Annotated in this window: 19 protein-coding genes; 15 read left to right on the top strand and 4 right to left on the bottom strand. The window is 37.6% G+C overall.

What is annotated here, in order from left to right; all coding sequences use genetic code 11:
• Position 1 precedes the first annotated feature (1 nt).
• Positions 2-757: a tRNA (guanine(46)-N(7))-methyltransferase TrmB gene (gene trmB / locus ESZ36_RS14810; RefSeq protein WP_146789282.1), complete on the top strand. Its 756-nt coding sequence runs from the start codon at positions 2-4 to the stop codon at positions 755-757.
• Positions 758-1,225: 468 nt separating this feature from the next.
• Positions 1,226-2,857, top strand: coding sequence for a pyridoxal-dependent aspartate 1-decarboxylase PanP (panP, locus tag ESZ36_RS14815; protein ID WP_146789284.1), 1,632 nt, complete (start codon positions 1,226-1,228; stop codon positions 2,855-2,857).
• Positions 2,858-2,987: 130 nt separating this feature from the next.
• Here panP and nagB read toward each other — a convergent pair whose 3' ends face one another.
• Complete coding sequence (gene nagB / locus ESZ36_RS14820; protein WP_146789286.1) at positions 2,988-3,794, bottom strand: glucosamine-6-phosphate deaminase; 807 nt, start codon at positions 3,792-3,794, stop codon at positions 2,988-2,990.
• 267 nt (positions 3,795-4,061) lie between these two features.
• Here nagB and ESZ36_RS14825 point away from each other — a divergent pair, with 267 nt between their 5' ends.
• The 9 genes from ESZ36_RS14825 (at position 4,062) to rraB (ending at position 13,144) form a co-directional block, all read left to right on the top strand.
• Positions 4,062-5,522 carry an HDOD domain-containing protein gene (locus tag ESZ36_RS14825; protein WP_146789288.1) on the top strand — a complete coding sequence of 487 codons (1,461 nt, stop codon included), beginning with the start codon at positions 4,062-4,064 and terminating at the stop codon, positions 5,520-5,522.
• 130 nt (positions 5,523-5,652) lie between these two features.
• Positions 5,653-6,183: a YcxB family protein gene (locus tag ESZ36_RS14830; RefSeq protein WP_246129113.1), complete on the top strand. Its 531-nt coding sequence runs from the start codon at positions 5,653-5,655 to the stop codon at positions 6,181-6,183.
• 43 nt (positions 6,184-6,226) lie between these two features.
• Positions 6,227-7,105 carry a sulfite exporter TauE/SafE family protein gene (locus tag ESZ36_RS14835; RefSeq protein ID WP_146789290.1) on the top strand — a complete coding sequence of 293 codons (879 nt, stop codon included), beginning with the start codon at positions 6,227-6,229 and terminating at the stop codon, positions 7,103-7,105.
• A gap of 107 nt (positions 7,106-7,212) precedes the next feature.
• A complete protein-coding gene (locus ESZ36_RS14840) occupies positions 7,213-8,223 on the top strand; it encodes an extracellular solute-binding protein (protein WP_246129114.1) in 1,011 nt (336 codons plus the stop codon).
• Positions 8,224-8,285: 62 nt separating this feature from the next.
• On the top strand, positions 8,286-9,848 hold the full coding sequence (locus tag ESZ36_RS14845) for an ABC transporter permease (RefSeq protein WP_246129115.1): 1,563 nt from the start codon (positions 8,286-8,288) through the stop codon (positions 9,846-9,848).
• Positions 9,845-10,972 carry an ABC transporter ATP-binding protein gene (locus tag ESZ36_RS14850; protein WP_146789294.1) on the top strand — a complete coding sequence of 376 codons (1,128 nt, stop codon included), beginning with the start codon at positions 9,845-9,847 and terminating at the stop codon, positions 10,970-10,972. The genes ESZ36_RS14845 and ESZ36_RS14850 overlap by 4 nt, the downstream gene beginning before the upstream one ends.
• Positions 10,973-11,096: 124 nt before the next feature.
• Positions 11,097-11,867, top strand: coding sequence for a response regulator transcription factor (locus ESZ36_RS14855; RefSeq protein WP_146789296.1), 771 nt, complete (start codon positions 11,097-11,099; stop codon positions 11,865-11,867).
• A 161-nt stretch (positions 11,868-12,028) separates the two neighbouring features.
• Entirely contained in the window at positions 12,029-12,757 is a 729-nt protein-coding gene (locus ESZ36_RS14860) for a 1-acylglycerol-3-phosphate O-acyltransferase (RefSeq protein ID WP_146789298.1), read from the top strand.
• 36 nt (positions 12,758-12,793) lie between these two features.
• Positions 12,794-13,144 carry a ribonuclease E inhibitor RraB gene (rraB, locus tag ESZ36_RS14865; protein WP_146789299.1) on the top strand — a complete coding sequence of 117 codons (351 nt, stop codon included), beginning with the start codon at positions 12,794-12,796 and terminating at the stop codon, positions 13,142-13,144.
• A 393-nt stretch (positions 13,145-13,537) separates the two neighbouring features.
• Here the strand turns inward: rraB and ESZ36_RS14870 are convergent, their stop codons facing one another.
• A complete protein-coding gene (locus ESZ36_RS14870; protein WP_146789301.1) occupies positions 13,538-14,560 on the bottom strand; it encodes a LacI family DNA-binding transcriptional regulator in 1,023 nt (340 codons plus the stop codon).
• 255 nt (positions 14,561-14,815) lie between these two features.
• On the opposite strand from ESZ36_RS14870, the gene pgi reads away from it, so the two are divergent.
• The 3 genes from pgi (at position 14,816) to ESZ36_RS14890 (ending at position 21,579) form a co-directional block, all read left to right on the top strand.
• The gene (gene pgi / locus ESZ36_RS14875; RefSeq protein WP_146789303.1) at positions 14,816-16,456 is read left to right on the top strand and encodes a glucose-6-phosphate isomerase; all 1,641 of its coding nucleotides are present in this window, start codon (positions 14,816-14,818) and stop codon (positions 16,454-16,456) included.
• 826 nt (positions 16,457-17,282) lie between these two features.
• On the top strand, positions 17,283-19,934 hold the full coding sequence (locus ESZ36_RS14885) for a TonB-dependent receptor (RefSeq protein WP_146789307.1): 2,652 nt from the start codon (positions 17,283-17,285) through the stop codon (positions 19,932-19,934).
• Between the two features lie 121 nt (positions 19,935-20,055).
• Positions 20,056-21,579, top strand: a complete 1,524-nt coding sequence (locus ESZ36_RS14890; RefSeq protein ID WP_146789309.1) for a tryptophan halogenase family protein — start codon at positions 20,056-20,058, stop codon at positions 21,577-21,579.
• Between the two features lie 96 nt (positions 21,580-21,675).
• Here ESZ36_RS14890 and ESZ36_RS14895 read toward each other — a convergent pair whose 3' ends face one another.
• Positions 21,676-22,392 carry a SapC family protein gene (locus tag ESZ36_RS14895; protein ID WP_146789311.1) on the bottom strand — a complete coding sequence of 239 codons (717 nt, stop codon included), beginning with the start codon at positions 22,390-22,392 and terminating at the stop codon, positions 21,676-21,678.
• Between the two features lie 70 nt (positions 22,393-22,462).
• On the bottom strand, positions 22,463-23,179 hold the full coding sequence (locus ESZ36_RS14900; RefSeq protein WP_146789314.1) for a DUF6445 family protein: 717 nt from the start codon (positions 23,177-23,179) through the stop codon (positions 22,463-22,465).
• Positions 23,180-23,377: 198 nt separating this feature from the next.
• On the opposite strand from ESZ36_RS14900, the gene ESZ36_RS14905 reads away from it, so the two are divergent.
• Positions 23,378-26,017, top strand: coding sequence for a family 20 glycosylhydrolase (locus ESZ36_RS14905; RefSeq protein ID WP_146789442.1), 2,640 nt, complete (start codon positions 23,378-23,380; stop codon positions 26,015-26,017).
• Positions 26,018-26,085: the final 68 nt, after the last annotated feature.

Genomic DNA, 26,085 nt, shown 5'->3' on the forward strand with positions numbered 1-26,085 from the left:
TATGACAGCTAATACGACAGCGGGTTTAAATACAGTGGATACTCAAACATCATTGGGTGATTCTAAGGCGATTATTAGTAATCAAGAAGGTATTCACGAAAAGCTTGATGAAGTGGTGAAAAGACACTTAACTCATGCTTCCCAAAAGCCTTATCAAGCACACACTAAAGAAGCCTTTACGCAAATGGATGCGCTGGTGAATGCCTTTTTAGTGGCAAACCCTGAGGGAGAAATCATCTTGGATGCTTGTTGTGGTGTTGGTCAAAGTACGCGTATTTTAGCTAAACAAAACCCACAAGCGTTAGTGATTGGCGTGGATAAGTCAGATCATAGAATTAATCGTAATGTTGAAGGCTTCGATGTTGATGATGGCTTTAGTGCAGACAACTATCATTTAGTACGTGCTGATTTAAACGATTTTTATCGATTAGTAAAAGCTGCTGATTGGCCCGTATCAAAACACTACATTTTATATCCAAACCCTTGGCCAAAGTCTAAACACTTACAACGCCGCTGGCATGGTAGCGCAGTTTTCCCACAAATGACCAGTATTGGTCAGCAGCTTATTTTGCGCAGCAATTGGCGTATCTATTTAGCTGAGTTTCAACAAGCAGCTAAATGGGTTGATTTACGAGGTCAAATTGACTCTTTGCCAGTGGTTGATTCTTCGTTAGCGTTAACGCCGTTCGAAGCAAAATATCAAGCTAGTGACCAAGTTTGTTGGCAATTAATATTAGGGCGTGTTGAACTTTGTTGATTGGTCTTGTAGTTGTTTATTAGACTTTTATACAAAGGCGGAGCTTATGTTGTGTAGTTATTTAGGACAATATGCTCCTGCATTGTCTAGTAAGCTACATCCATGTAGCGTTACTCGAATAGGCGATAACGTAGTCAAAATGGTTAATAAACACTGCCATTTGGGGTCGTTTAAATGATTCTTACTTTTTGTTGCAAGGAATTTACATAGAATTACTATGTTACATGCCTTGCGTCGCGAGTATAAAACATTTAATTCGAACAAGAATCAACCATAAAAGCTCAATATGCCCTAGAACGATAGCAAAGATTATGGCTTTGGTGACGAAATTACGAGACTTTTGCGCTATTTTTTATTAAAGTTTGTTTTTCGTCTCGGTTACAAATAGCCAATAATTATAAAACCTTGCGTGTGCGCACAACGGACGTTGGCCAAGCAGGTGAGTATATTGAAGTAAAGTGAATAACTATGAGAGCAACTAAGCGCATTGCAGAAGCAACGCAAGAATCTTTACATCGAATCTTTACCATTGCTGAAGCTCCTGATTCTACATTGGGACGTCTTGAGCAAGAGATGTCGCAAAATTTAGTGGGTTTTTTAAATAATCACATTGTTGCTAGCAAAAATGCCCTAACGGATATTGAGCAAGATTTCATTAATGCTCGCATACCCGAGCAGCCTGAATTTGTTTCTGATCACATGCACCATTTACTCGATAAATTAGTCGCGCAGTCAGTTCATACATCAAGTCCTAGTTTTATCGGTCATATGACCTCAGCATTGCCCTCTTTTATTTTACCCTTGTCTAAGTTGATGGTGGGTTTAAATCAAAATTTAGTTAAAGTTGAAACATCAAAAGCGTTTACGCCATTAGAGCGTCAAGTTTTAGGCATGATGCACAATTTGGTGTATCAGCAAGATGATGTTTTTTACCAAAATTGGATGCATAGTGCTGAGCATTCTCTTGGCGCTTTTTGTTCCGGTGGTACTGTCGCTAATATTACAGCTTTGTGGGTCGCACGTAATAAGCTGTTAAAAGCTGATGGTGATTTCAGGGGCGTGGCTCGTGAGGGCTTACATCGTGCTATGAGGCATTATGGCTATCAAGACTTAGCTATTTTAGTGTCTGATCGTGGTCATTACTCATTGAAAAAGTCGGCTGATATTTTAGGTATAGGCCAAGAAAATGTTATTGCGATACCTACAGATGAGAATAATAAAATAGATTGCCAAAAGCTGGCGGAAAAATGTCAGCAACTTGCAGCACAAAATATAAAAGTACTCGCAATTGTTGGCGTGGCCGGTACAACTGAAACCGGTAATATTGACCCGCTTGATAAAATTGCTGCGATCGCTCAGCAAAATGAATGTCATTTTCATGTTGATGCCGCTTGGGGCGGAGCAACATTATTGTCGAACAAATACCGTCCTTTACTTAAAGGCATCGAACAAGCCGACTCAGTGACCATTGACGCACATAAACAGATGTATGTGCCTATGGGCGCAGGTTTGGTTATTTTTAAAGATCCAGCCTCGGTAAGTGCGATTGAGCATCATGCTGAATATATATTACGTAAAGGCTCAAAAGATTTAGGTAGTCATACTTTAGAAGGTTCTCGCCCGGGAATGGCGATGTTAGTGTATGCGAGCTTGCATATTATTAGCCGACCAGGTTATGAAATGCTTATTAATCAGGCCATTGAAAAAGCAGAGTATTTTGCAGAGATTATTCATCAACATGATGATTTTGAGCTAATTACTCGCCCTGAACTGTGTCTGTTAACGTATCGTTATGCACCTAAGTCAGTTCAGGCGCTATTAGCTCGAAATGATGATGAAGCTAATAAGTCGGTGAATATGTTACTTGGTAAATTGACCAAGTTTATTCAAAAGCGTCAACGTGAGGATGGTCGCTCTTTTGTCTCACGAACCCGCATTGAAGTAAGTCGATATGGTGGTGAAAAAGTTATCGTTTTTAGAGTTGTGTTAGCAAATCCACTAACCACTAAAGAAATATTACAAGGTATATTGCAGCAGCAGTGTCAGTTAGCACAGGAAAGTGAGAAATTCTTACCTGAGTTGCTACAAGCAGCAAAATAAAACGGCAATTGGCTTCGACTCAGATAATATTTATTCTGGATAAAAGGCTCAAGTTATACTAATTATATTAGTTAACTTGAGCCTTTTTTAAAACTGTCGGCTAAAATTTTTACAAGCTCGCCGTATGCTCTTAATAGTTATGGTATAAGCCAAACTCTTGGTTTATCTTCACGTTTTGTTTATCAGCCCAAACGTAATATTCATGATCTTCTAACTCGCTTGCTGCTTCTTTATCAAGTAGTACAATGGCATTTTCATGCAGTTGTAAAGATGATGCGGGACAAACTGCTGATAAAGGGCCTGTAACCATATCTTTTACTGCTTTTGCTTTACTTTTACCCGTTGCCATAAGTAGTACATATCTGGCATCTAGAATGGTAGCAATACCCATAGTCATGGCTAAGGTTGGTTGAAATTCATCAGCAGCAAATAAACGACTGTTATCATTAAGTGTTTGTTGAGTTAGTGTTTTAATACGAGTACGAGAAGCTAAACTTGAAGTAGGCTCGTTGAAGCCTATATGACCATTGGCACCTATACCTAATATTTGTAAATCTATACCGCCGGCTTGAGCTATTTTATCTTCGTAATCTAAACCTTGTTCTCTAGGATTCTCACCTTGGTTACAAGTAGGTAAAAATGTCTTCAATTTATTGATATCAACATGATTGAACAAGTTCTCATTCATGAAGTGACGATAACTTTGTTGATTTATTTCATTAATACCTAAGTATTCGTCTAAATTGAAACTTGTGGTGTTACTAAAACTAAGCTCACCAGCTTTATACTTGTTAACCAATTCGTGATAAAGGCTAATTGGCGTACTGCCGGTTGCTAAACCTATCACAGGGTTGGATTTTTTATTGATTAGTTCTGCCACCCATTCTGCAGCATTTTCGGCAACTTGTTGTGCATTATCAAAAATAATAACTTGCATGTTTTTTCCTTAGAAAAATGAAAATAAATAGCACTGTACGCTTCAACTTAAAGCGATAAACTTTTTATCACGATTAATATTATATAACCTTATTAAAAAATGACAGCGCTGTTAATTATTGGTTTTGTTTCTTGATGATTTTATATAACTATTCCTCTTCACTTAACTTTATATAAATAATAGCTTTCTTTTGCTAAATTTTTAGACTTAATGTTGTATTGAGCGCATAGTAAAATCACTTCTAAGATAAACAAAAATGAATGGTCTATGATAAATAATCAACATCCTCAAACGACAGCGCAATGGATTGATCTTATAGCCAATAGTGAATTACCTGCTATAACCTCCACCGCTAGGATGTTAGATAAATTTTCTAATGATGATAAGTCATCGCTACCGAAATTAAGTGAAGCGATTTTGCATGATCAAGGGCTATCTTCATGCTTGCTTAAAGTTGCTAATAATATTCAACATATTAGCATTAATAAAGTCACGACTGTCTCTCGTGCGTCCGTAGTACTTGGTATTCAATCTGTTAAAAATATCTGCTTAACAGCAAAGTTAGTCTCTAGTTTATTAGCGTCGAAGAGCCTTGATATTAATGTTTATGAACAGTTGACCCAACTTATGGCTAATTCATTTTATGCCGGTATGTTAGCTAAAATGATGGTGCCTAATTATAGCGAGGAGATACAAGAGGAAGTATACCTTGCAGCTATGTTATATCGTATAGGTGAAAGTGCATTTTGGAGTGCCGGTGGTGATACCGCTAAAAAACTGGCAAATTATGAAGCCAAATCACCTCAAGATTTTAATCAATATTGTCGGCAAGAAATGGGCATTAATTTTGGCGAATTGAGTAAAGGGCTTGCTGGTACTTGGAACTTGAGTGATTTATTAATCAAGGCACTCGACCAACCAACCACGCGTACTGATGAAGTGAAAGTTATTTACTTTGCTGACAAACTCAGCGCTATTATTGCAAAGCCAGAAGGCTGTGAAGAAGACTATCATGAATTGCTTAAAGAAATTTCCACTATCGTGGGTATCTCTGTGAGGCAATTAACGGTAAGAATTGAGCATACGCGCGAGCAGGCTGAAAAGTTACTGTCATCTTATGGTGCTGAAATATTAACAGAACGAATTAAAAGTTTACCAACGGCCGAAGACTTTAAATCCCTTGGAGGGGACTTTGATAATAAAGAGGTTGTCAGTAGAGATAAAGCATTACTAAATGGTTTTATGAAGCTAACAAAGTTGATTAAAAACAGTAAGGACTTTAATGAATATTTACAGTTAGCACTGGAAAACTTAGCCCTTACCTTTGCCTTTGACCGTAGCTCTTTTTTAATGCTAGTAGACAATAGAGCTCGAGTTAAGTCGCGATTAGTAGTTAATAAAAATGCCCAAGAAGATACTAGTAAAATTAATATTGATATCAAGCATAGTGATAATGTTATTGCTAGGGTGATTAGTACAGATACAGCTACTCTGATCAATGATCATCAAGAAGTTCGTTGGCGTGATTTAATTACCCAAGAAATTAGTGAGGTAATTGAAGATGGTGCTATAGCTTTTGTTCCTGTCAAAATAGGCGGTAAAGCAATAGGCGTGATATGTTTGCAATTACTTAGCCCAAAACAAAAGATAGAGACACAAGATTTCCAACAAATATGTGCTTTTATTGATCACCTCAACATGTGTTTAACCATGATAAAGTACAGCTAAACTATTAATATTAAGGTTTTCATTAGGTCAGAATTAAGTAAATGCGTTTATAAATGTTGGTACAATTAGTTACTCGTTTTAGCAAGTCTTCTGATAAACTAGCGAGAATTTTATTTGTTAATGCACGTCTGTGCCAAAATTCCCAATGACCCAACCTAGTTCATATACAGCCAGCTTTACTTTAGATAAAGCCCACTATAGCGAATGCTACACTCAATCAAGTACCTTATCACATGATAAAAAAACCTACTTTAAAGCCAACGTTTTAACTGTCTTTGGTTTGATCATTTTGTTAGCTACGCCTGTGAATCCTTACGCAGCTTGGTTTGTCATTGCTTTAGGACTCTTGGAAACGATTAGTGTTTATTATCATAAACCTTGGTGGGTGATTAGGCAGATGCTTAGTAAGGCCTCTCATAGTGAAGTAAAACTGACCATTGATGAACAAGGTATTTTGACAGAATCATTCCATATAAATAACCGAATTTTGTGGTCTGATGTAACACTTGTTACTGAAACTGAACTAGGATTTTTGATTTACTTTAGCCTAGGTAAAACAGCTATGGGCAAAGATATTGCCAGTAAAAGCTACATATCTAAAAGTTGTTTATCGGATGATGCTATCGCTTTTATAGGGCAGAAAAATCCTACTGTTGCTTAGGTTAATACGAGTAAAACAAGTCAATTCAAAGTAAAAAACACCAATGGCTAATATAACTAAACAAGCATTTATGCGGTTATCAAACCCAAAGTTTATAGTGCTATTTTTGATGTTATGGTCAGGCTTACTATTGAGCTCTAGCCATACATTGAGTGAATTAGCTGGTTATACATTTTTTACCTTTTTAGGCACTTTAGGCGCCATTTTTGCTAACTCAACTGGAGCTGGCGGCGGTGTAGTGTTTATTCCCATGTTTACCCAGCTTAACTTTACTGAGCAACAATCAATTGCGACAAGCTTTGCTATCCAATGTTTTGGTATGACCGCTGGTGCTGTTACTTGGTGGCATCATTACAAAACAGAAAAAACCAGCCTACGTTTATGGCAAGGTTTTAAACGTATTATCAGTGTGACTACTATCGCTTCGATAATCGGTCTCAATGCTATATTTTTCTTCCAAGTAAATTCACCTGCTGCTTTGCATACTAGCTTTAGCTGGTTTTCACTGCTGTTGGGATTCTTCATTATATTGACTATTTATTTGCTGCAACCGCATCGGGAGCGCAGCCAATTATATTATGTCGACTATATTTTTCTGGTGCTCATCGGTTTATTTGGTGGTGCAGTTACGGCTTGGTTAAGTGTTGGTGTTGGTGAGTTATTAGTTATTTACCTGTTGCTACGTCATTTTGATATCAGTATGGCAGTAGCAGCCGCTGTAATTGTTTCCGCAATCAGTGTGTGGACGGCGATTGCACAAGTAAACAGCGACGTTTATTGGCAAGTTGTTTTATTCGCGGGTCCAGGGGCAGTTCTGGGTGGCATATTTGCTAAAACGTTAGTAACCCATTTATCGGCAATTAAGTTGAAATTGTTTTTTGCTTGTTGGTTACTGTTAAGTGGTGTGGTGGGTTTAAGTTAAGCTGCAATAAATAAAAGTAAACCTCAATGAGAATGATTCGTAAATAGCTTGACAGTTGTTGTTGTCCTTGTACAATTCGCTCATAATATTTTATTGAGACACAACTTATGTTGAGAAAGTCGTTTACTACCTTATTTATTGCACTATTTTTTATGGTAACTTTTAGCGCCAGTGCTAGTGATGAAGTTAATGTTTACTCTTACAGACAACCTTTTCTTGTAGAACCTTTATTTACCCAATTCACTGAGCAAACCGGTATTAAAGTGAATGTGGTTTTTGCTAAAAAGGGTATGGCTGAGCGTTTAGCGCGTGAAGGTAAATATAGCCCTGCCGATATATTACTTACCACAGATATTAGTCGTTTGATTGAATTACGTGATAAAGACTTAGTACAAGCAGTTAACTCTTCTGTCTTACGTAGTTCAATCCCTAAACAATACCAAGCACAAGATAATACTTGGTTTGCCTTAACTACGCGGGTTCGTAATATATATTCAGCGAAACGTTTAGGGAAAATAGATCTCAATTATGAATACTTAGCAGATGAAAAATATAAAGGTCGTATTTGTACGCGTAGCGGTAAACACCCTTATAACGTTGCCTTAGTTGCTTCTATGATCAGTGAACATGGTGAAGCTTACACTTTAGATTGGCTGAAAAAAGTTAAGAATAATTTAGCCCGTAAGCCACAGGGCAGTGATCGTGGTCAAGTACAAGCGATCCATCAAAAACTGTGTGATATTTCGTTAGGTAATAGTTACTACTTTGGCAAGATGCTAAAAGATGAAAAGCAGAAAATATGGGCTGATGAAGTCTATATTAACTTTCCTAACCAAAACAATCGTGGTGCCCATATTAATATTTCAGGCATTGCCATGGCCAAATACGCTCCAAATGTAGAAAACGCTCAAGCATTAATGGAGTTTTTAGTCTCTAAACCTGCACAAGCGTTATATGCACAAACGAATATGGAATATCCTGTTCGAGAAGACGTTGCTGTATCCAAGTTGGTTGCTTCTTGGGGCGGTTACAAAGCGGATGATTTACCGCTAGAAGATATTGCTAAAAACCGTACAACAGCGTTAAAACTAATAGACCAAGCACAGTTTGATTTGTGATAGCGCTGTATAACAGTAGATCATGGAAGTTATCTAGCTATATAATTGCATTGGTATTGATAGTGCCAGTGTTGGTTATGCTAGTCGGTGGCGTTAGTGCTTCAACGCAGCTGTATGCTCATTTATGGCAAACAGTGCTACCCAGTTATCTTGAAAACACCTTATTACTTGCTTTCTGGGTGGTGTTATTGGCGTTATTTTTTGGCGTATTTAGTGCCGCTATCATCACGCAAACCAACATTGTATTTAAGCAGCAGCTACGTTGGTTGTTACTATTACCCTTAGCTATGCCTGCGTATTTAGTTGCTTACCTTTATACTGACTTATTTGATTACGCTGGCCCAGTTCAGCGCGCTTTAAGAGCCTGGTTTGGTTGGCAATCGCCAACTGATTATTGGTTTTTTGATATTCGTACCTTACCCGGTGCTGCTTTAATGCTGGCACTGGTGTTATTTCCTTATATTTATATGCTAACGCGTGGCGCTTTTGAACAACAAGATCAAAACTTAATTCGAGCGAGTCGATTACTTGGCTTAACCGCTAAGCAGAGCTTCTTTAAAGTTGCTCTACCCTTGGCAAGACCTGCTATTGCTGTTTCGGCCAGTCTTGTCTTAATGGAAACCTTAGCTGATTTTGCTACTGTACAATATTTCTCTGTTAATACCTTAACGACTGCTATTTATGATACTTGGCTTGGTTATGGCGACCTCGGCGCGGCCAATGCTTTAGCTAGTATTTTGATGTTATTAGTACTTTTTGTCGTGTTAGCTGAACAACGAAGTAGGGCAGGGTTACGACACCAAAGCGCTAGACCTAACTTAACACGAGAACTGATACAGTTATCTTTCGGACAACAATTTATAGCAAGTGTTTTTTGCTGGGCACTGGTCATTTTAGGTTTCTTATTACCGATAACCCTATTGATCATTATGGCTGTGCAATACAGTGATGTTGCGCAATTATCTGTTTTATTATCTACCGGTATCAATTCACTGAAAGTGTCTGTATTTGCAGCAACAATTGCGGTCATTATCGCTTTATCATTGGGTTTATATCAGCGTTTACATAATGATAAGTTTCGTCAGATCCCGCAACTGATATCAGGCTTTGGTTATGCAGTACCTGGAACCGTTTTAGCTATGGCGATGCTGTCGACATTAGGACCACTAGATCATTGGCTTAACGGAGTTGTTGAATTTATAGGTTTTACCGCGCCAGGATTAATATTATCAGGCTCTTTGTTTGCTGTTGTCTTTGCACTGGTCGTTCGCTTTTCAGCGATAGCTAATGGCACCATTGCGAGCGGTATAAAACAAATTCCTCGATCACTGGATTATGCACCCGCAAGCTTAGGCGTTAATTTAATAGGAAGCTTAACTAAGGTACATTTACCTATTTTAACTCCGGCAATACTAGTGGCGTGGTTATTAGTTTTTGTTGAAGCAATGAAAGAATTACCGGCAGTATTATTACTACGACCCTTTAATTTTGAAACGTTAAGTAGTCAAATTTATCAGCTTATTTCTGATGAAATGTTAGAACAAGGCGCTTTAGGGGCAATCCTCATTGTGTTATTTGGTCTATTACCAATAGTGCTACTGAATAATAGTAAGGAAAAAGTATGACCGCTTTGTTAACCACCCAGTCACCTATTAAGCCCATTGCTCTGCTAACAATCGAACAACTTTCGATAACACTGCAAGAGAAAGTGGTTTTATCAACGTTGGATTTGAGTCTTGATGAAGGTGATATCTTAGGTCTCGTGGGCGCAAGTGGTTGCGGAAAAACAACTTTACTTAATGCTATTGCTGGTTTTAGTAAGCCAACTAAAGGAAAGGTAATCATTGACGGTCACTTACTTAGTAGTAATGGACTTAGTGGTGGTGAATACAGCGTACCAGCAGAGCAGCGTCAAGTAGGCATGATTTTCCAAGATTATGCGCTATTTCCTCACTTAACGGTAAAAGAGAACATTGCTTTTGGGCTAGGAAAGCTAGGTAGGGCTGAGCAACTTGAACAAATTGGCCACTTACTTACTTTATTAAAGCTAAATGAATATCGTGATAGTTATATTCATCAGCTTTCTGGTGGTCAGCAACAGCGTGTAGCAATTGCGAGAGCATTAGCACCAAAACCTAAATTGCTTTTACTTGATGAACCTTTTTCAAATATCGATGCCCGCCTTAGAAATGAATTGATGGTAGAGATAAGGCAACTGTTAAAGCAGTTTAAGATGACTGCTATTTTTGTAACCCACAACAAAGATGAAGTCTTCACCTTTGCTGACAAAATGGCCGTAATGGCACAGGGAAAATTATTGCAACTTGATGCGCCTAATATTGTTTGCCAGCAACCGAATAGTTATCAGGTTGCTGACTTTTTACAGCTTGGCAGTTGGCTTCCTTGCCAAGTTAATTCAGCAAATGTGCATAGCTTGTTAGGTGATTTTGATATAGCGAATAGTGGCGATAAGCAAACAGGCTTAGCTTATTTACTCGTCAAACCCTCTAAATTACAGCTCAATTCTTTAGTCGATAAACAAAATATTGCTAATGCACAAGTTGAATACATTAGTGTTACTGAGCAGGGGTATCATTATTATTTGAGCAGCTTAGATGGCCTCGCTAAAGATAAGTCTTTGGCATTTTCTAAGCTTAGTTTATACAGTGATATTGCTCTATCATTCAAGCAAAAAGTGGCAGTTAGCATTAAGCCTCATGATTTTTTATTTTTTAATAAAAATAACTAATCCCTTAACAATCACGTCCATTGCAAGGTGTTACAGTTTCATTACAAGCTATTACAGTCTCTTCGCTATTTTCTTTTATAATTTAATTATCAAATCAAAATTGTTTAATTTTAAGGAGTCTGTCATGGCATCAAGTATTGAGCTTGTTGAAAATATACAACCACTTGAAACTAAAAATGATAATCAATTACAACAAAATTTACTGTTGATTGAGAATGATCATTACCTCAGTAAAGCGTTTTTAGTTCATGGTGAACAATCGGTTTACCAAACTACAAAAATACGTACAGGTGAAGTCCTCAGTCAAGAGCTGAAAAGCTACTTAGTAGGTCATCGACCAAGCATGATAGTGTTAGATGTTGGTTTTTCTGACAGCGCACAGTTATTAATAATACGAGATCTTCGAGCCTTATTTGATGGTCTACTTGTGATTGTCTCAAGCAAAAATAGTGAAAAAGAGCAAGTTGAAGCTTTTAAGTTAGGTGTGGATGATTATTTACTTAAGCCGATCGATAGTCGAATACTGATGATGCGAATTGAGGCTTTATTTCGTCGTCAGAGTCATAAAACAAACCAAGTTGAATTAGCTAGTTTAACGATGGGGGATGTTTGTCTGCAGCCTAAATCACAAAAATGTTTTATTAATGGCGCGGTAGTGAAGTTAACAACCTTTGAGTTTAATTTATTAAAGTCTTTAGTTGAACATCAAGGGAAGATCTTATCCCGAGATCAACTCTATAGTACCTTGCTTAGACGAGTATACAATGGCGTAGAACGTACTCTGGATGTCAGAATGTCACAACTACGCGAAAAATTGACTATAGCTGGTATGAAGAATAACCAGATAGAGACAGTTTGGGGTCAAGGATACATGTTTAACAATATAGCTTCTTAGTTCGGCCTTTTACACAATAGTTCAATAATGTGCTCGTATTGGACTATTGTGACATCCATCGTCATTTCCTCGGATAAATAAATAATAGCTTTACCCTATTATTTGTTTTTTCTGTATACTCGCCCATACTCTTTTTTTAGCTACCAACGCTGGAGCTTTCTTTGCTAGCTGTAATACGCGTTTTTTTAATGACCTTGGCGTTGCTCATCATTTGCACTGTCTCTATTTTCTATTGTTTATTACGTCCTTTTCATCGTAATAATGTTTATCATACTTCAAGGTTCCTTGGGAAAATCACTAAAATTCTCGGCGTTGACGTCGAACTGAGAATTCCTGCATCGCTTAAAGATATAGGTCCTGTTGTTTGGATGGCAAATCATCAGAACAGCTATGATCTTTTCACTCATGCTAATGCCGTATTGCCTGGTACCGTGAGCGTAGGCAAAAAAAGCTTGAAATGGATTCCTATTTTTGGACAAATGTATTGGTTAACTGGCAATATTTTAATTGATCGAAGAAACACTAGTAAAGCAATGAATACTATTGAATTAACGGCAGATAAAATAAAGAAAGATAAGCTTTCTGTCTGGATGTTTCCTGAAGGTACCCGTAGCCGAGGACGAGGTTTATTGCCATTGAAAACAGGCGCTTTTCGTACCGCCCTTCAGGCAGGAGTGCCGATTGTACCCATATGTGCCAGTAACCAGGTAGGTACGATTAACTTAAACCGTTGGGATAATGGAAAAATTATCATAGAATTCCTAGACCCTATTCACCTTGATGATGCAAGTCGCGAGAACTTACGCTCAATAGTAAATGAAGTTCATGAATTAATGTCTAATAAAATTGAGCAGTTATCGATTGAAGCTGCGGCTTATCATAATAAATAACACAGATAGATTATAAAATATAAATAGGTAATGAAAATGATTGATGAAGAATTACAACAATGGTTTAGCCACACTGAAATGCTAATTGCTGAATTGCTTGAAGACGGCACTAATGAAGAAGTTTATCACACCATTGAACATCACTTTGCTAGTAGTGATTTTGATTTATTAGAAAAGGCTGCTATCGCTGCATTTAAGTTAGGGCTAGAAATTGAAGAGCCAGAAGAAGCTGAATTAGAAAATGGCGATAAAGTATTTGCTTTTGATATTGCTACAGAACAAATGTTAGATGTAAATTTAATCAAAAAAGAAACCCAAGCGATGTTTGAGCTGGCAAAACAATGTGGTGTTGACTACGATGGCTGGGGCACATACTTTGAAGAATAACTTTAAGGTATAGTAAAATACTCTAAGGCTTGAACACCTGTACTAAATATCTTAAGATGTGCGACATAACTAACCAGTTGTTATTCGCTGGCTTGCTGGTGCTGACTAAGTTGGGCCAGCTGATAGTTGAAATTATCAGGATTTTTATACACTAAGGAAAGTAAACCATGGAATGGCTTAGTAAAATACTATCACAAGAACCCACTGTACTCGCCCTCTCAATAACAGCTGTTATTGCTATATTTATTTTTGCGGCAAGAAAAGCGCACTTAAATCACTTAGCTCGAATGAAAAAGATAGATGATACCTTTAACATTAAATGAAACTTAATGGATTGATTGGTTCATCATTGGAATCTATTAATTTACCCCAGCTTCAGCCAAAACTTATATATTAACACTTAGCCGTTGAGTCTCTGATAATCAATTTTGGTACATATTGGCTGATGGTCGGTTGATTCTTTTGCTTGCGAACTTGGCTAATAAGTAAATTTGCAGCATCTTCAGCTATTTGGCTGTTCGGCTGATCTGCGGTAGTGAGTTTTGGCCAAGTTTGACGAGAGAATGGACTGTTTTCAAACCCTACTATTGATAGTTGTTCAGGAATCGAGATATTCATTAATCTTGCAGCAAATAATGCCCCAGCAGCAATTTCATCATTACAAGAAAAAATAGCGGTTGGACGAGTATTATTGCTTTCTGTAGACATCAACTGCTTTGCACCACTAACCCCTGAATCAAAAGAGTATTCACCTTCGATAACAAGTTTTTTATCAAAGTCGATGTTACTTTCTTTTAGCGCTTTTCTGTAACCTTTATAACGTTCAACCGTTGACATATGTTTTGCGTCACCCGCAATAAAACCAATGTCTTTATGGCCTAAGTCGATTAAATGTTGGGTAATGGTTTGTGCAGCGTCTCTATCATTTACCATAACACAAGGGCTTAGATCATCAGGCGCAACATCACCAGACATGATACGTACAACTTTAACGTCAAGCGCTACTAATGATTTAACAAACTCAGGCATTTCGGATAGAGGAGGGGTCAAAATTAAGCCTGCAATACGAGCATGCTTAACCATGTTGACAACCTCTTCGGTAATATTTTCATTTTTCGCATCGCAAGGGTGAATCAATAATTCAAAACCTTGCTGTTTGCAGGCAGATAAAATGCCTTCCTGCATATCAATGATGTAATAAGCGTTAGGGTTATCGTAAATATAAGCAACAGAAAACGATTTTGCACCAGCTAAATTTCGTGCAGCTAAATTTGGCTGATAATTTAATTCTTCGACAGCTTTTTGTACTTTTTCACGTGTTAATTGGCGTACTGAAATTTCATTGTTAATAACACGAGAAACAGTTTTTATTGATACGCCAGCTTGTTTTGCTACGTCATTTATTGTCGCTTTCATCTGCAGATAACCTTGTTCTTATTTTTATAAACTGACTGGCTATGCCAGAGTGTTGTAATTATTGCATAGCCGGTCCGTAGTAATCTATAGGACTTTACAGTATTATTTAGAGTAATAACAATTGACAGCGCTGTCATTTTTTAATAGGGTACCATGAAAATATTACAAGTCATAATGGTTAAACCGAGCAAATACTCAAGTTAACTACAATGATAAAGTCGATAATTGTGTCTGAACCACCTTATAGGAATTAGTATGTCGTCTCGTCAAACATTAGCTAGCTGGAAGAAGCTTCAGCTACTTGCCCAAGATAAAAAATCTCAGCATATGAATACTTTGTTTGCACAAGACAGCGAACGTTTTAATAAGTTCTCTATCGAATTACCAAACATGTTACTCGATTACTCTAAAAATCTAATTGATACCGAAACGCTCGACGCCTTATTAGCGCTAGCAGAAGAGACGAAAGTATGTGATTGGCGAGCTAAGATGTTTGCTGGTGAGAAAATAAATAAAACCGAGGACCGTGCGGTATTACACACGGCGTTACGTCGTCAAAGTGATGAAGCCTTTATTATCGAGGGCGAAAACGTAACTGAGCATGTCCAAAATCAACTAGCCGAGATGGAAATATTTGTAAACAAAGTTCGTCAGGGACATTGGTTAGGTTACTCAGGTAAACGCATTACCGATATTGTTAATATCGGAGTGGGTGGCTCTAATCTTGGGCCACAAATGGTCACAGAAGCATTGAAACATTACAGCGATGGCAGTGTGAATGTTCATTACGTATCTAATGTTGATGGAGCGCAAATTGCTGAAGTACTTCGTCCGTTAGAGCCTGAAAAAGTTCTCTTTATTGTTTCAAGTAAAACCTTTACTACCACTGAAACGATGACAAATGCTCGTACAGCGATTAATTGGCTAACAAGTGCCTCTTTCGATGAAAACTCAGTTGCAAAACACTTTGTTGCAGTCACTGCAAATAAAGAAAATGCCATGAGTTTTGGTATAGAAGAACAAAACATCTTTGATATGTGGGATTGGGTAGGTGGCCGCTTTTCACTATGGTCGGCTATTGGTCTCGCGATTGCTCTTGATCTAGGTTTTGACAAGTTTGAAGAGTTACTGGCCGGTGCTCATGATATGGATCAGCATTTTATCAATGCACCATTAAAAGAGAATTTCCCAGCAATTCTAGCTTTGATTAGTGTTTGGAATACCACTTTCCTCGGCTCTCAGTCACAAGCTATTTTACCTTACGATCAAACGTTGCATATGTTAACGGCATACTTGCAGCAAGCTGAAATGGAAAGTAACGGTAAATCGGTGAGTTGGGATGGTGATGAAATCGATTATGCTACTGTGCCTTCAATTTGGGGCGAGTTAGGAATCAATGGTCAGCATGCCTTCTACCAATACTTGCATCAAAGCAATAATGTTGTGCCCGCAGATTTTATTGGCTCGGTTAAAAGTGTTACCCCAGTAAAAGGGCATCATGAAACCTTGATGGCAAATTTCTTTGCACAAACACAAGCATTAATGGTGGGGGTCAATGAGGAGCAAGTCCGTGCAGATCTTAAAGCGAAAGGTCGCGATGCTGATTACATCGATAAAGTTGCACCACATAAAGTGCACAAAGGTAATAGACCGACTAATACCATTTTATTAAAGTGTATCAACCCAAGAAACTTAGGTAGTTTGATTGCAGCTTATGAGCACAAGATCTTTGTTCAAGGAATAATCTTACAGATATGTTCTTTCGATCAATGGGGTGTTGAACTGGGTAAAGGCCTTGCTGCAGAGATACAAAGCGAACTGCAAACAGATAATATTTCTGCTCAGCATGACTGTTCAACGTCAAGTTTGCTGAAGTTTTATCAGTCAGCAAAGTAGTCGCTTTCTATGAATAATACCTAACTTGAGTCTCGATTAACTCACATTAAACAGACTTTAAACCATGTTACCTCAAGATACAGGATTCAGCTGGAATTAGAAGCGTCTTTAGGCAAGGTATTGATTGAAGGTAATGGTTGTTCCCTTATCGAAATTAATAACGTAGCATAAAGTTTTTCTAAACCAGCCCTACGGGGATGTCTGAGCGAATAATGCTCTTCGTTGCCTCTCTTTTTAAGGGAACAACCCTTAATAAAAAGAGGCGCCTCGATCATAAATAGCACAGTCATCCTGAAACTCGCCTCTTGAGGTATCATGGGTATAGATCACTAAATTATTTTTTTAAAATAACATTCGAATGAAAAATTTTAGCTAGAAAGAATACAGCCATTAAAGCTAATACCATCTCTAATATGGTATTAGCTTTTTTTTGTCCGTAGATCAAATAAGCCAGTAAAATAATTACCAGACTTGTCGTTCGAACTTAGTGAATTTTTATTCCTAAAAATGAAATAAAAATTCACAGCTCAATATTTTACGTGTTTTTTTTATACAGAAAGTGATAGTTATTTGGATAGTTACGATTTAATTACAAAAATAACAAATAAAAAAATCCTTTGTATTCATAGTCTTTGTTATTTTATGTAACTGTTATACAGTTTTGAGTTAATTTATTCTGGTCAAACGTAAAAATAAACGGTATGGTTTATTACGTCTTATGACAGCGTTGTCATTAAATATTGACAGCGCTGTCGTAAAACCGAATTAATTATTATAAGTAAATATAAAAACATTCTAAAAACAAAACGTGTGTAAGGGAAAGTCGATGTCAACTAAAACATTTAAAAAAGGCGTGTTAGCAAGTTCAATTGCTATGATCTTAGCTGGTGTATCATCACAAGCTATCGCAGCTGATGAAGCAGCTTCTGAAATAAATAAAGAAGAAGTTGAAGTAATTCAGGTAACCGGTATTCGTGGTTCATTAAAAGCTTCATTAAACGGGAAGCGTTTTTCTAATGCTACTGTTGACGTAGTATCATCAGAAGATATTGGTAAATTCCCTGATGGCGATGTTGGTGAGTCTTTAGCACGTATCCCAGGTGTTAGTGTTTCTCGTCAGTTTGGTCAAGGTTCACAAGTATCAATTCGTGGCGCTTCTTCACAATTAACACGTACTTTATTAAATGGTCACTCAGTAGCCTCTACTGGTTGGTATGATCAACAAGCAATTGACCGTAGCTTCAACTACTCAATGCTTCCTTCTGAAATGGTTGGTGGTTTAGAAGTTTACAAATCTTCACAAGCTGATTTAGTTGAAGGTGGTATCGGTGGTACCGTTATTGTTAAAACGCGTAGACCTTTAGATTTAGAAGCTAATACTGTTTTTGCAAGTGTTAAAGGAACTTACGGAACGGTTAATGAAGAAGTTAGCCCTGAAATTTCAGGTTTATACAGCTTTAAAAATGATTCTGAATCTTTCGGTATCTTAGTTTCTGGTGCTGTTTCTAACACTGATTACCAACGTAACGGTGTAGAAACATCACGAAACTGGAGTGGTGGTATGGCTCCAACTACATTCCAACAGGAACGTGAACGTACTGCATTGAATCTTGATATGCAATTTCGTCCAACTGAAGCATTAGAATTTGGTTTAAGCATAATGTCTTTAGACTTAAGCGCAAATAATGCTAACAGCCAACTTATTATGTTCCCAGGTGATGATTCATGTACACAGACTAATCCTGCTAATGGTAAATGTGTAATGAGAACAGTTACTGATGCAAATGTTGGTTACGGTCCTGATGGCTTTAATTCTGGTTACTTCCAAACTTGGGCTCGTGAAGCTTCAATGGATTCTAATACCATCGATTTTGACTGGACTTATGAAGCAGATTCATTCACTTTCTCTGGTCGTGTTGGTAATACTCAATCAGACGGTGGTGCTAGAACAGCACTTGTTGGTGAATATGCTCGTGATTCTTCAGATACACACGGTATTTGGGATATGACAGGTGACCAAGCTAAGTTTGATGTTGAAAATAAGAACATTCCTCTTACTGTTTTACCTGACAATGTAGGCATTCAAACTTGGGCTCTAGAAGATAAGCCTAATTCAGATGAAGAAACTTATGTAAATTTAGACCTTGAAATTCCAGTTGAAATTGGCGTTATTTCTAGCATTAAAACAGGTTTCCGTTACGCAGATCACTCAGTTAAGAAAGAAGGTCTTAAAGGTATAACAACAGACGGTTTTGCTCCAACATTAAGACCTTCTGGTGAGTATTACCCAGGTAGATCAACATCTGGTGCTGGCTTTACTTTACCTGAAGCAAACCGTGATTTAATTCTTTCTGATTCTTTAGCGGCTACAGATCATTACGAAAGTAAAAAAGATTCTTACGGCACTGTTGAGGAAGAAAATATTGCCTTATATGTAATGGCTGATTTTGATACTGACGGTATTCGAGGTAACATCGGTTTACGTTATGTATCAACAGATGCATCATCAGATTATTATGCGCTTGACGCTAACGGTAATTACGCTGATAGTTTATCTACTGATAAAGCAAGCTATAGTGAAATTTTACCTAGCTTAAACGTAGCAATGGACTTATCTGAAGATGTTATTTTACGAACATCTGCAGCACAAGTAATCTCTCGTCCTAACTACGGTGATATGTTCTCTACTACATCTATATCTAACTTGGATAGTATACAACCAGGTACTCAAGTTGCGACTACTGGTAATGTAGCACTTAACCCATACAAAGCTTTCCAATTCGATGTTGGTGTTGAATGGTACTTTAGTGATGATGGTATGATGAGTGTTGCTTACTTTGTGAAAGATGTAAGCTCATCAATTTCTTCAAGTGACTCAGTAAATCAACAAATTGGCATAGATATTCCTATTTATGAAGCAGACCCTTCGCTAAGCCCTTGTGATGGCGGTGAAGCGGATTGTTGGGCTGTTGGTCAAACAGCTAATGTAAGTGGTGGTTATATCAAAGGTGTTGAACTACAAGTTCAAGATGCTTTTGATAATGGCTTTGGCTATAGCGTAAACTATACGTATGCTGATGCGGAATCACCTGCAGAAAACTATTCTGATGCTAACGATGTTTTCTCTGATTCATCAGATCACACAGTTAATGCTGTAGGTTTCTATGAAAATGATAATATCTCAGCTCGTTTAGCTTATAACTGGCGTTCAGAGTACATCATGCGCGAAGCTCCAGGCTGGTACTGGAATCGTACACACGAAGCGTATGGTACATTGGATTTTAGTACATCTTGGTCTGCTACTGATTATTTAGACGTTACCTTTGAAGTTGCTAATATCTTAGAAGAAGACAGCTTACAAACTGGTGCTTATAAAGCTGGTGGTGAGGCTCCTCAACAAGATCTTGAAGAGAGTTTCCCTGCTTGGTCTTTTGAAGGTGAAGCTACCTTTAAATTAGGTGTTGCTGTTCGTTTCTAAAACACTTAGATTCAAATAATAAAACTTATGTTTTATTAATAAAGCCCAGCTAATGCTGGGCTTTTTACATATTATTACTCATACATATATTCAGCTATATTTAAAAAATTACTGAGGTCTTATGACGATTAAAAAAATTGCTATTGTAGGCGGAGGAACAGCTGGCTGGTTAGCAGCAAATCACCTTGGTAAAGCGTTGTGTAAAAATTCTGAACTATCCATCACTTTAATAGAATCTCCTGATATTGCACCAATAGGCGTCGGCGAAGGCACAGTACCAGATATAAAGAAAACCTTGGCGAGCTTTGGTATTAGTGAAACAGACTTTATCCGTGAGTGCGATGTCACTTTCAAGCAGTCAATTAAATTTGTGAATTGGCTTGATCAAGATAAACATGGCAAAGATAATTTCTTTCACCACTTGTTTGATGTACCTAGCCGTGAGGATAGCGAAAATTTAACCGCGCATTGGTTAACACAAAATGATGGTGTACCTTTTGCTGAGCGAGTATCTTCTCAATTTAAAGCGTGCGAACAAGGAAAAGCCCCGAAAAAGATTACTACTCCTGAATACCAAGGGGACCTTGCTTATGCGTACCACCTAAATGCAGCAAAATTTGCTGGCTTACTTGCCGATAACGCTAAAGTTAAATACGGTGTTAAGCACCTATTAACTCATATTCGTGATGTTAACCTTGCTGATGATGACTCAATTCGTTCATTAGTCACTAAAGAAGGTGACGATTTAGCTTTCGATTTTTATATTGATTGTTCTGGCTTTGAATCTTTGCTTATTTCTAAGGCCATGAAAGTCCCCTTTATTGATGTATCAGATCAGTTGTTAGTTAATACAGCTCTGGTAGTACAAGTTCCAACCGATAAAGACTCTGCTATACCACCTTATACTATTGCAACTGCACACCAAGCCGGCTGGATTTGGGATATAGCCTTGCCTAATAGGCGTGGTGTGGGTTTTGTCTACTCAAACAATCATATGAGTGATGAGGAAGCCCAAGTTAAGTTAGATTATTATTTAGGGGGGAATAACCCTGAATTGAAATACAAAAAATTACCGATGAAAATTGGTTATCGCGAAAAATTTTGGCACAAAAACTGTGTCGCATTAGGTTTAGCTCAAGGATTTTTAGAGCCTTTAGAAGCGACATCTATTTTGCTCACTGATTTTGCCGCAAACTTTCTTGCAGAACGTTTTCCTAGTGAAAAAGATGAACTATTGATTCTAGAAAAGCGCTTTAATCACGCGATGGGGCATGCATGGAAGAGAGTGGTTGATTTTATCAAGCTGCATTACTGTTTATCTGATAGGCAGGATTCATCGTTTTGGCTAGAAAATAGAGACCCTAATACAATGTCTGAAGAGTTAAAGAATAAATTAGCTATGTGGGAAAAGTTCATTCCTATCAGTGATGACTTCTTTAGCCAATTTGAAGTGTTTTATTTGGAGAACTTTCTTTTTGTCTTATATGGAATGAAATACAAAACACTATTAAATAATATTGAGGTAACGGGCTCTGAGGAGCGAATTTTAGCGCTGAAAGAAATTACAGATAACTTAATGGACAACTTACCTGAGCACAGGGCATTGTTAGAAAAGATAAATAAATTTGGCTTGCAGCAATTCTAAATAGATAAGGCTGTATATACCCGTTCCAGTTGCATCCAGCATCTTCAAGTGGAACGAATATAATATATGCTATACAGCCGTTTATCTAATGAGCTTTTATTTGTTTTTACTTAGATTGATATGCATTTTAGCTAGTCTTGCTATTTGGTGCATCGAAGATAAATGTGCGTAGATAAGAGGTAGTAACCCTTTTTTACGTAATTCATTAAATTCATCATCAGGTAAAGCTTCTAGTCTCTTTTCATCAATAACATAAAGTCCATTAAGGGCTAACTTTTCCTCACCACCCAAATTAAGATTAAGCGATTTTAAGGTTAATAATTTTTTATTAGCAAAATATTGCATGATATTATTGGTTTGCTCATGTCTTTCTGCGAGATTGAGTAAGTGTTCAGTTCTTGCTTTTAGGTAATCAGTTTGCTCACCTTTTTCATCAAATAATGCCTGTCCCTGATCTTTACTTACCATTGCGCTGTCACTATCAATGCAAACAAAACAATTGTCATCGTCTTCTTTTTGTCTAACAAGTGAAAGAGGGTAATTAAAGAAACTACTCGGAATTACCTCCGCGGGCCAGTTTGGCGTTTGACAATAAACATTGATATTTGGTTTTATCCCCATCATCGCTACAGCGGTAAATTGTCCGGTTTCGGTGTTTTTTACAAAAACAATAGGAAATTCAGAAGCTAAAGGAATAAAATCTTGCACGACAATAGGAATCAAGTGCTGTTCTTTAAAGCGGGAAAAATCTTTATTATCTTGAACTTTAAGTGTCGCATGTTGTTGGTGATGTAAGGGGACAATATTTGTCATTAGATGAATACTCCGATATTAGTATTTTATTTAGGTATTTGTGTAGGGTAAGTACTTCTTGTTTTGTTAACTACTCATCTGAAATACTCGCAAATGAGGTGATAGAGAACCGACCATGAGTTGTATCGCCACTATAACTTTCTTTAGAGGTTAAATTAGCGCCATGCAAAAGATTACCTTGGTAGATTACAAGGCGATTAAATTTAGCCTCCACTTTTAATACTTGTTCAAATAAGCTTGTTGAATTTGTTATGTAGCCGTGATGCTCTACTGGTTTCGATGTAACTTCATTAAGCATATCATCAAGAATAACTTCATCCTTTTCATGAAACTCTATTATATCTTTTGGAATATAACGATAGATGCTGGTTCCTCCTAACTCTTCTCCTGAAAGATAATGCACAAAAGCAAAGGCATTATCTTTACAACTATCTACATGAGGCATTTTTTGTTCTGTCAGCAACTGAGAGGGTGAGCAAGTTACTAAGGATATTAGGCTTTTATGAACAATAGTATTGCATTGTTCGCGGCCTACTAGTTTTGGAATAATATTCTCTTGAAAAAAATCTTGTAGTAGCCGTACATAGGGTTCAGGCATATTGTCGCGAACACCAGGATAATATGAATTATCTGAATACATAGGATTAAAGTAGGCGATATTTTTTGCAAAGTGCATCACACTATCAGCATTTACGAGGAAATCATCAATGATAAAAGCATTTAAATTCGTGTTAGGAATTGAAATTTCTTTTATTGTTAATTGAGGGTTTAATGTTAAGTGTTTCATTTTAATGCTTTTTATTTGCTGAGTTAATTCATCTTGGTACAAAATGTCTATTGATAATATCAGAGCCTTTGAAATCAATATACTTAGATTTGACAGCGCTGTCAAAATTATGGATAGTTATGCCATCAATAACATCTAAAGCAACACAGTTTTATCATTTGAAACTGTAAAAGGTCCTTTACTATGCACATTAGCAAGATGAATAAAATAAAGTGGGCGTTTACAATCGTCGCTAGTTTATCTTTACTCGGTTGTAAGAAATTCCCTGAGCCAGCCGTTGATACTGGGGAGAAAATTAACCTACAGGCAATCTATTCAGTTACGCTGCATGACATAGATAAAATAGCTCAGAATTTAGATGTTAATTATCGAGTGGTTACTAATATTCCTACCGATAAATGTGACAGTAAAATTGCTGATGGCGCTTGTTTTGAAGTGGAGTTAAGTTTTACTGCGAAAAAAGCGATTGCCGCTAAAGATTGGACTATTCATTTCAGCCAAATCTCACCTATTCAGTCTTTTGAAAGTGAAGATTTTACCGTAAAACACCTAAACGGTGACTTGCATGTTATTGGTTTACAGGACAACTTTTCCGGATTTTCTGCAGCAGAAACAAAAAAAATAACGTTCCGTGCTATGTTTTGGTCACTGAGTGAGACTGATGCTTTACCTAACTATATTGTGAGTGCGCCTGGTTTAGATGCTCGTGTTATTGAAAGTACAGTACCTTATATTGATAAAGAAACGGGGTTAGAAATTCTACCCTATGTTGAACCTTTTACCGATGAAAAAACACAATTTAAGCGCTCGGCCACAGACAAAACTCAATGGCTAACCAGTGAAAAACTCTACCAACGAAACTCAGTGCTTGTTGAAGATGAGTTAGCCGTTATTCAAGCAATTATCCCTACACCTAAATCGGTTATTCTCGATGCAAATGATGGCTTTGCTAATATAAGTCAAGGTGTCGCCATTTCTCTTGGTAATGTAAAACACAATGATGTGGATGCAGCGATATCGCGTTTAGAAACATTAGGACTTAAACAGAACTCTGTAGGTTTACCACTGTATTTAAGTATTGTGAGTAATAACGATAAAGTTATCGGCAGTTATAGTTTAACGGTAACCGACAAAGAAATTACCATCGTTGGTGTCGATGGTAATGGTGTATTCAATGGCTTGCAATCACTAGCAAGTTTAGTGACAGTTGGTGAATCGCGTATACCTATGATAGTGGTTGATGATGAACCACACTTTGCCTTTCGTGGCATGTTAGTGGATGTTGCTCGGAATTTTCATTCGAAAGAGTTTATTCTAAAGCTGCTCGACCAAATGGCGGCATACAAATTAAACAAGCTGCATTTACACCTAGGTGATGATGAAGGTTGGCGCTTAGAGATCCCAAGCTTACCGGAATTAACTGCTATTGGCGCAAAACGTTGTTTTGATGTGACAGAAGAAAACTGTTTGATCTCTCAGTTAGGGGCAGGTGTTGATGAAAACTCATCAGTAAGCGGCTATTACAGCGTAAGTGATTATCATGAAATTTTACAAGCGGCAACCGCACGTCATATTCAGGTGATCCCTTCACTTGATATGCCAGGTCACTCTCGTGCATCAATTAAAGCGATGACGGCCCGTTACAAAAAATACATGGCCTTAGAAGATGAAGCAAAAGCTAAACAGTTCTTACTCGAAGATTTTGAAGATAAAACTCAGTATTCATCAGTTCAATTTTACAGTGATAACACCATTAATGCGTGCTTAGAGTCTTCTTATGACTTTGTTATCGAAGTGATGACTCAGGTGAAGAAAATCCATGCTGATGCAGGGCAACCGCTGACTCGTTATCATATAGGCGCTGATGAAACAGCAGGTGCTTGGTTAGAATCACCAGCTTGTAAAGAGTTTGTCGCTAATAATGACCAAGGTGTTACAAAAATGGGTGAGCTTGGCGCTTATTTCATTGAACGTGTGGCCGGAATATTATCTGATCTTGATATTGAAACAGCAGGTTGGAGCGATGGTATGGAGCACACTCGTGTCGATAATATGCCTGCTATAGTTCAAGCCAATGCTTGGGATACGTTAGCATGGGCAGGACACGAAAAGGTTCACCGATTGGCAAACAGAAATTGGCAAGTCGTTATTTCTAGCCCCGATGTATTATATTTCGATTTTCCACATGAAGCGGACCCTAAAGAACATGGTTATTACTGGGCATCACGTCATACCAATACAGAAAAAGTATTCCAATTTATGCCTGATAACTTACCCGTTCATGCTGAATTTTGGTTAGACAGAGAAGACAACGCCTATGTTGCCGATGACACAAAAGCAGCCTTAGCACCGGGGAAAAAATTTCTAGGTATTCAGGGGCAATTATGGAGTGAGAATGTTCGAACTGATGACATGGTTGAGCATAAAGTCTTTCCACGTTTATTAGCCCTTGCTGAGCGTGCATGGCATCTTGCTGATTGGGCAGTGCCTTATAATTATCAGGGGGCAAAATATTCTCAACAGAGTAATACCTTCACCGCAGAGTCAAAAGTAAAACGTGATAGTCAATGGGCGTTATTTGCGAATACTTTAGGGCAAAAGGAGTTTACGAAACTTGAGCTAGCACAAATCGATTACCGCTTACCTACCGTAGGTGCGATTATCCAAGCGGGTAAGTTGCACGCCAACATTGCCTTTCCAGGTCTCACCATAGAATATCAGGTGAAGAATGGAAACTGGCTTACTTATCAAAATCCTATTGCTGTTTCAGGTGAAGTAAGTCTTAGGAGTCGAAGTACTAATGGCTTAAGAACAAGCCGTATTACCCGAGTAAATTAATTTACATTAGGTAACATTTTTTAAAAAAGTTGTAATTTTATTTAAAAAAACAAATGACAACGCTGTCA

Origin of the sequence: Colwellia demingiae, assembly GCF_007954275.1 — a bacterium.
GTDB lineage: Bacteria > Pseudomonadota > Gammaproteobacteria > Enterobacterales > Alteromonadaceae > Colwellia > Colwellia demingiae.